The sequence below is a fragment of the Streptomyces sp. NPDC046203 genome (assembly GCF_040646255.1).
Taxonomy (GTDB): domain Bacteria; phylum Actinomycetota; class Actinomycetes; order Streptomycetales; family Streptomycetaceae; genus Streptomyces.
This window is the reverse complement of the sequence record NZ_JBEYZX010000021.1, coordinates 95,976-102,034: the sequence shown is the minus strand read 5'-3', so window position 1 is coordinate 102,034 and position 6,059 is coordinate 95,976. Positions and strand designations below refer to the sequence as shown.

3 protein-coding genes and 1 tRNA gene are annotated in these 6,059 nt (G+C 69.4%); 1 reads left to right on the top strand and 3 read right to left on the bottom strand.

The annotated features are described in order from the left end of the window. The coding region (locus ABZ990_RS17765) for a dynamin family protein (protein ID WP_361231860.1) at positions 1-1,167 on the bottom strand (1,167 nt) is incomplete at its 3' end. A 261-nt stretch (positions 1,168-1,428) separates the two neighbouring features. Here ABZ990_RS17765 and ABZ990_RS17760 point away from each other — a divergent pair. Then, a tRNA-Arg gene (locus ABZ990_RS17760) sits at positions 1,429-1,501 on the top strand. A gap of 166 nt (positions 1,502-1,667) precedes the next feature. Here ABZ990_RS17760 and ABZ990_RS17755 read toward each other — a convergent pair. Further along, a complete protein-coding gene (locus ABZ990_RS17755) occupies positions 1,668-2,000 on the bottom strand; it encodes a hypothetical protein (RefSeq protein ID WP_361231849.1) in 333 nt (110 codons plus the stop codon). A 182-nt stretch (positions 2,001-2,182) separates the two neighbouring features. After that, entirely contained in the window at positions 2,183-5,563 is a 3,381-nt protein-coding gene (locus ABZ990_RS17750) for a hypothetical protein (protein WP_361231847.1), read from the bottom strand. Positions 5,564-6,059: the final 496 nt, after the last annotated feature.

Sequence of the window (6,059 nt, the reverse complement as noted above, 5' to 3'; positions counted from 1 at the left end):
GCGCCAGGCGTCGCGGACGCGCTCGTCGGCGGCGGCGACGGCGCACTGCGCGAGCGCGGCGAGGGACTCCACGAGCGCGTCGAGGAGTTCGCCGGCGGAGCTGTCCCGGGGGTAGCCGCGCCAGCGCGTCCGCGCGTCCCCGGCGAGGACGGCGCCCCGGCGCACCTGCTCGCGCAGCCGCCGCCCCTGCTCCTCGTACGCCGCCTCGACGGCGCCCCCGAGCCGTACGGCCGCCGCGTACTGCGCCGCCACGGCCCCCGCCAGCTCCGGCATCCGGCTGTCGAGTGAGTCGAGCACCCCGGCGGCGGTCCGGCCGACGACCTGCTGGCGGGCGGCCGGGTCCTGGGCGCAGTGGGCGAGCCAGCCGCGCAGCGGGGCGACGGCGTTGTCGGGCAGCAGTCCGCTGCCGCCGCCGGTGGACTCGGGCAGCTCGGGGATGGTGAACCGGGGCAGGTCGCCGAATCCGGCCTTGAGAAGCAGCGCCTCGTACTGCCGGGAGACCTCGCCGATGACCTGGTGCGGGACGCGGTCGAGGACGGTGACGAGGGTCGCGTCGTACTCCTTGGCGGTCCGCAGCAGGTGCCAGGGGACGGCGTCGGCGTACCGGCTCGCGGTGGTGACCATGACCCAGATGTCGGCGGCGCAGATCAGCTCGGCGGCGAGCAGGCAGTTCTCGACGACGAGCGAGTCGATGTCGGGCGCGTCGAGGAGCGCGAGCCCGCGCGGCAGGGTGGCGGAGGTCTCGACGCGCAGGGAGTTGTCCTCCGGGGGCTCCTCGGGGTGGTCGTCGTCCTGCTGGGGCAGCCAGACGCGGGTGAGCTGGGGCAGGACGCGCATGCCGGCGAACCAGTGGTGATCCTCGGGGTGGCAGACGAGCACGGGGGTCCGGGTGGTGGGCCGGAGCACCCCTGCCTCGCTGACGCGCCGCCCGACGAGCGAGTTGACCAGCGTCGACTTCCCGGCTCCGGTGGATCCGCCGACGACCGCGAGCAACGGCGCGTCGGGATCTTTCAGACGGGGCACCAGGTAGTCGTCGAGCTGTGCGAGCAACTCGGCCCGGGTCTGCCGGGCCCGGGGCGCGCCGGGGAGCGGAAGGGGAAGACGCACGGCGGCGACACGGTCGCGCAGGGCGGAGAGTGCGTCGATGAGCTGGGGCCGTTCGTCCAAGGTCACCACATGCGAAGAATGCCCAATTTAGGAGTCATTTTGAAGCGTATGGGGGCCCTGCGCGCCGACCGAACGGATGTAGCCGAGAACGTCAGGCATAACGACTGCACAACACCCGGCCTGCGTGGCGCAAAAAGCGCTGCGCGAATCGCACCTGGCTGCGATTATCGGACCGCTTCACCGAACCTCCACATCGTGCCACGCAGGTGAAGCAGCCGGGCCAGGGTCACCGGACCCCTATCCTTGACCCGATCACCGCCGGCCCCCGTAGCTCAGCGGATAGAGCAGGTGCCTTCTAAGCACTTGGCCGCAGGTTCGAGTCCTGCCGGGGGCGCGTGACGGAAGACCCTCCTTCGGGAGGGTCTTTCTGCTGGTCGGGGGAGTTTTTCGGTCGATGTCGGACCGGGCGGGAACCGGGCGGCGCTGGCTGGATCCGTCCGGCGGAGTCCGGCTGTCACCGGCTTCCTGCGGGTGGCTGCGGAGAATACGCGGTGAAGTTCTCAGGCACTGGTCGGGGCGACGGGGCCCGGAAGTTCCCCCGCCGGCCCGATGCGCCGCTCCTCGGCGTCCCGGGCGGGCAGCCGCACGTCCCCGACATCCAGAGCCACGACCTCCTCGGGCCGCGCCCCGGCGTAGTACATGGTGGCGAAGAAGGCGTGCAGCCGCCGGCCGCCCCTCGGTCGCCCGTAGACCCAGCCGAGCAGTGCGGCGGCCCGCACCTGGTCGAGTAGCGACCGCTTGTCGACTGCGGACGAGGTCTTGAACGCCGAGGTGTTCGCACTCTTGCCCTTCGGAAGGGGTTCACCTTCAGGACCTTCTTCTTGATCGCGCACTCGAAGAGGACGTTCAAGACGCGCTTGGTCCGCTTCGTCCAGCCCGCCGGCCTCGTCCCACACAACATCCACGCCGGCATGCGCCAGCAGATCGAAAACGACCTCTCAGGCCTGACCGTGCTCCGGACAGCCCAGAGGGGGCTGTCCGACTCGTCGTCGTACAGCCCCCTCAGAGGATCTGCTTAGGAGTTTCCCCTTCCGTTGCCGTAGTCGGAGCCGCCGGAGCCGTAGCCGCCGCCTCCGCCTCCGCCCGAGGTCACCTGGATGGTGGCGGTGGCGGTGTTGCTGGTGATCGTGTCGCCTTGGGTATCGGTCGCGGTGGCCTGAGCGGTGTTGGTGACCGGGCAGGCGCCGCCGTGGTCGCCGTACCCGCCGTTTCCGCTGCCGCGCGTGCCGCACACCGCGTCGGCTTCGGTGACGGTGTACGTCCCGCGGCACGTCGTGCTCTGACCGGGGTCGAGGGTCGTCGCGTCACAGGTCACCGACGCCACGTGGTCGTCATGGACAGCCAGGTCCGTCAGCGCCGTCTGCCCGGTGTTCGTCACCGTGTAGGTGTACGTCACCTCGTCGCCCGGATCGGCAGTGCCCTGCACGTCGGACTGCTTTGTGATCGACAGCGACGACTGGCCCGAGACGACCGGAACCGTCTCCTCGGCCGGCGGGCTCTCCACCGGCTGCCCCTCAGGGTCGGTGCCGCCGGCGAAGGCCGTGTTGGTCACATGGCCGGCCGCCGCATCGGCGGCCGTGATGACGTAACTGCCGTGGCACCGGGTGCTGTCTCCGGGGCTGCCGTGGGGGGCGAGGGTGGTGGACTCGCAGGTGATGCCGGTGACCCGGTCGTCCGTGACAGTGAGGTTGGTGATCTGGGTCGGGCCGGTGTTGCTGACGGTGTAGGTGTAGGGAACGGTGTCACCGACGCGGAACGGACCGGGAGTGTCGGCCTCCTTGACGATGCCGAGACCGGCCGGTTCCTGGCTGGGGACGACCTGGTCGACGACCCACGGCGCCTCGGTGGGAAGGAGGTCGGTCAGCGCGCCGGACACGTCACTGGCCGCCTGCGCGGCGATCTTGTTCCAGGTCCGTTCGCCGCCGACGAACGCGGTGCCACCGGCCTTGGTGGTGGGCACGTTCATGGTCCACGTGTAGGTGTAGGTCGTTCCGGGCGCGATGATCGTGTCGCCGTAGTCGAAGCGGATCGCGCGCACCGCCGACCAGTTGGTCACCCCGCCCGCCGTGACCCAGTCGGAGTGGGCGTTGACATCGCCGCCGCAGTAGAACGGCTGGGTGCCGGTGTTGTCCATCTCGGGCCGGCAGGGGTCGGTGTTGGTGGAGTAGTAGACCGTCACCGGATCGGAGCCGGTGTCGATCGGCCCGGTCAGCGTCGGCACCCATTCGTTGACGTCGCTGTGATCGGCGTACCGGGAGGCCGTCACACCGGTGTTGTCGGGGTACGGAAGCAGGTCGTAGGCGACGAAGTGGGTCATGGGCTCGTTGCCGTTGTCAGTGAGAGTCACACGGTAGGTGACGGTGCCGCCCGCGGTGGAGGTACCCACCTGGGTGGGGTCCTGTTCCGCCGATCCGAAGAAATCGGTGTCCCTGTCACCCTTCACCTCCTTGGTGACGCCCAACGCCGCCGACCGGGCCACGGCGAAGTCGGCGGTGGTCGCCGAGACGCCTTCCTGGGTGTCGCCGTTCTTGTTCACATCGGCGGCGTCCGCGACCTTGCCGAAGCTGCCGGCGAGCAGGTAGCCGCGCGCATCGAACAGGTACGCGACGTTGCCCTCGTAGGCCGGCTGGACGGGGTAGGTCGGGTCCGTCGGGTCCGCGCCACCGGCAGTGCCCCCGTACGTGCCGGCAGGCGTGTACGGATTGACGGTCGTCTGGAACGCGTACCGGCAACTGTCGCTCAACGGAACGGTGGCGCCGGAGCCGGCCGTGGTCGCGATCAAGGCTGTGCGGCCGTTGAGGTAGTTCGGCGTCAGTGACACCTCGAAGTCGGACCCCACCGGACACCCTGCCGCCTGGCCGGCGGCGAGGGTGAAGGATCCCGGCACGTAGGTCAGCTGGGGCGGGATCAGGTCGATGATCTCGGGCTGGAGGTCCGTGGTCGCCAGGCTCGGGTCCCAGCCGATGTTCAAGCCCCAGGTCTGCGTCGCTCCCGGCGCGGCCGGGGTGGGGCCGACCAGGTCCTTCCTGAGGTACCCGCTGGTGAGGTACTCCTTGATCCTCAGCGACGAGCAGTCCGTGGCGGTGTCGTCGGCCACGCCAGGCGCCGAGACGGTCGTGCTCTGGCAGTTCGTGATCGTCGATCCGGGCGTCGCGGACGCGTCGATCGTGCCGTTGACGACGATGCCGTAGGTCGTCGACGGCGAGACGTTCGGGATGGTCACGGTGATGTTGGTGACCCGCACACCGGGCTTGGTGATGTCGAGCCGCGAGCCCGGCCAGGTGAGTGTCTCCTGCGACGAGTCGCTGTAGGTCACCAGGATCGTCGTGCCGCTGGGCGGCGGGGCCCCCGTGCTGTTGTTCTGGAACGAGCCGATGGCCGTCGCGTTGAACCCTGCCGGCAGGTCGTCGCGCATGACGAGCGACGCGTCGACGTTACCGCGATTGCCCACGTTGATATACCAGTTCGCGGGCCCGTTGACGGCCGCCACGCTGTAGTCGGTGCCCTTGTACGTATACGCCTCGACCACCGGCGGACCGCTGGGGATCGTCGTGACCGCCGTGGCGGTGAGCGGAGGGATCGGCGTGGTCGAGCCGAAGGGCGTCGCCTCCAGCCTCGCCGTGTTCGTGAAGGTGTCGTCCGGCTGCGCCGTAGCCGGGAGCGTGTACGTGATGGTGCGCCCGGCCTGGTCGCCGGCCATCCGCGGGATGGCCGGCCAGGTCGCGGTGTGAGTGCCGGAATCGTACGTGCAGTCGTCGCTGCAGCTCACGAACGTGACTCCAGGCGGCAGCACATCGGAGATGACCACGTTGTCGAGGGCGAGCCCGCCCTCCGCCGTCGTCGGGTTCGTCTGAATGTTGCGCGCGAAGATCAGGTAGGAGACCGTGCCGCCGGCGACCGCGATGCTGGGACCGCTCTTGAAAAGCTCCGGGTTGGGCACGGCGTTGAGTTGGACAGTGGCGGTCGAGGGCTCGACGGTGTCGCCGGCCGTGTCGGTGGCGGTCACGGTGACCGTCTGCGGTCCGGGCGCCGTCAGGTAGTTCTGGGTCGGCCAGTTGACCTGGATCTGCTGCGAATTGCCGGCGGTCGCGTTCGGCCACGTAAGCGTGAGCGTGCCTGCCGAATCGGCCGACTGGGTGATCCCGGCCGCGATTTGGGCGGGGCTCAGCGACGCACTGGGCGTGCCGGCGGCGCTGGTCCAGCCGGCCGGCGCGGGCATCGTGGCCGTGACCGTCCCGCAGCCGGTCGGGTTGGAGCACTGCACATTGAGCGCGTAGATCAGTACGTCGCCGGAGTTCACCGGGGTCGTCACCGGCGACAACGCGACCGTGAGCAGCGTTTGCGCGTGCGCGACGACGGCCGGCCCGGTGGCGCACACCATCAACGCGGCCACCATGGCGACCCGCCAGAAGTGCAGCCAGGTCGGCGGTCTCGGCGGGCACCCGGCCGAGCGCCCGGGACCCCGCCACCTCCCCCACTTCCACAACCGGCCGCCCGGCGCCTTACCGCCGGCACGGCCCATACCCGCCTTGCCCATGTCCACCTCCGGAGCTACCCATGATTAGCGCGAGGGAGAATCGCCTCCGATGTGGAAATCGATGCCGATTCAGGCGAATGCTAAGGGTCTCCGACACTTACGCCTTTCCTTCAAATGTCGGCATTCAGGCGATTTTTGTTTGCTGCGATTCGGGTCGACATCCGGATGCCTCTGATAGGGCCACACCGGCGGAGTCCCGTGGCTTCGCACCAACTACTGGAAGATGCGGCCCACATGACCTGGCGTCAGATGCTCACCCAGGGGGCGGGCCACAGGGCGCGATCATTCTCGGGTAACGAGACGTCATAGCTATGATGAGATATCAGGATTTACCGGTTCGCGCCTTTGATGGAAT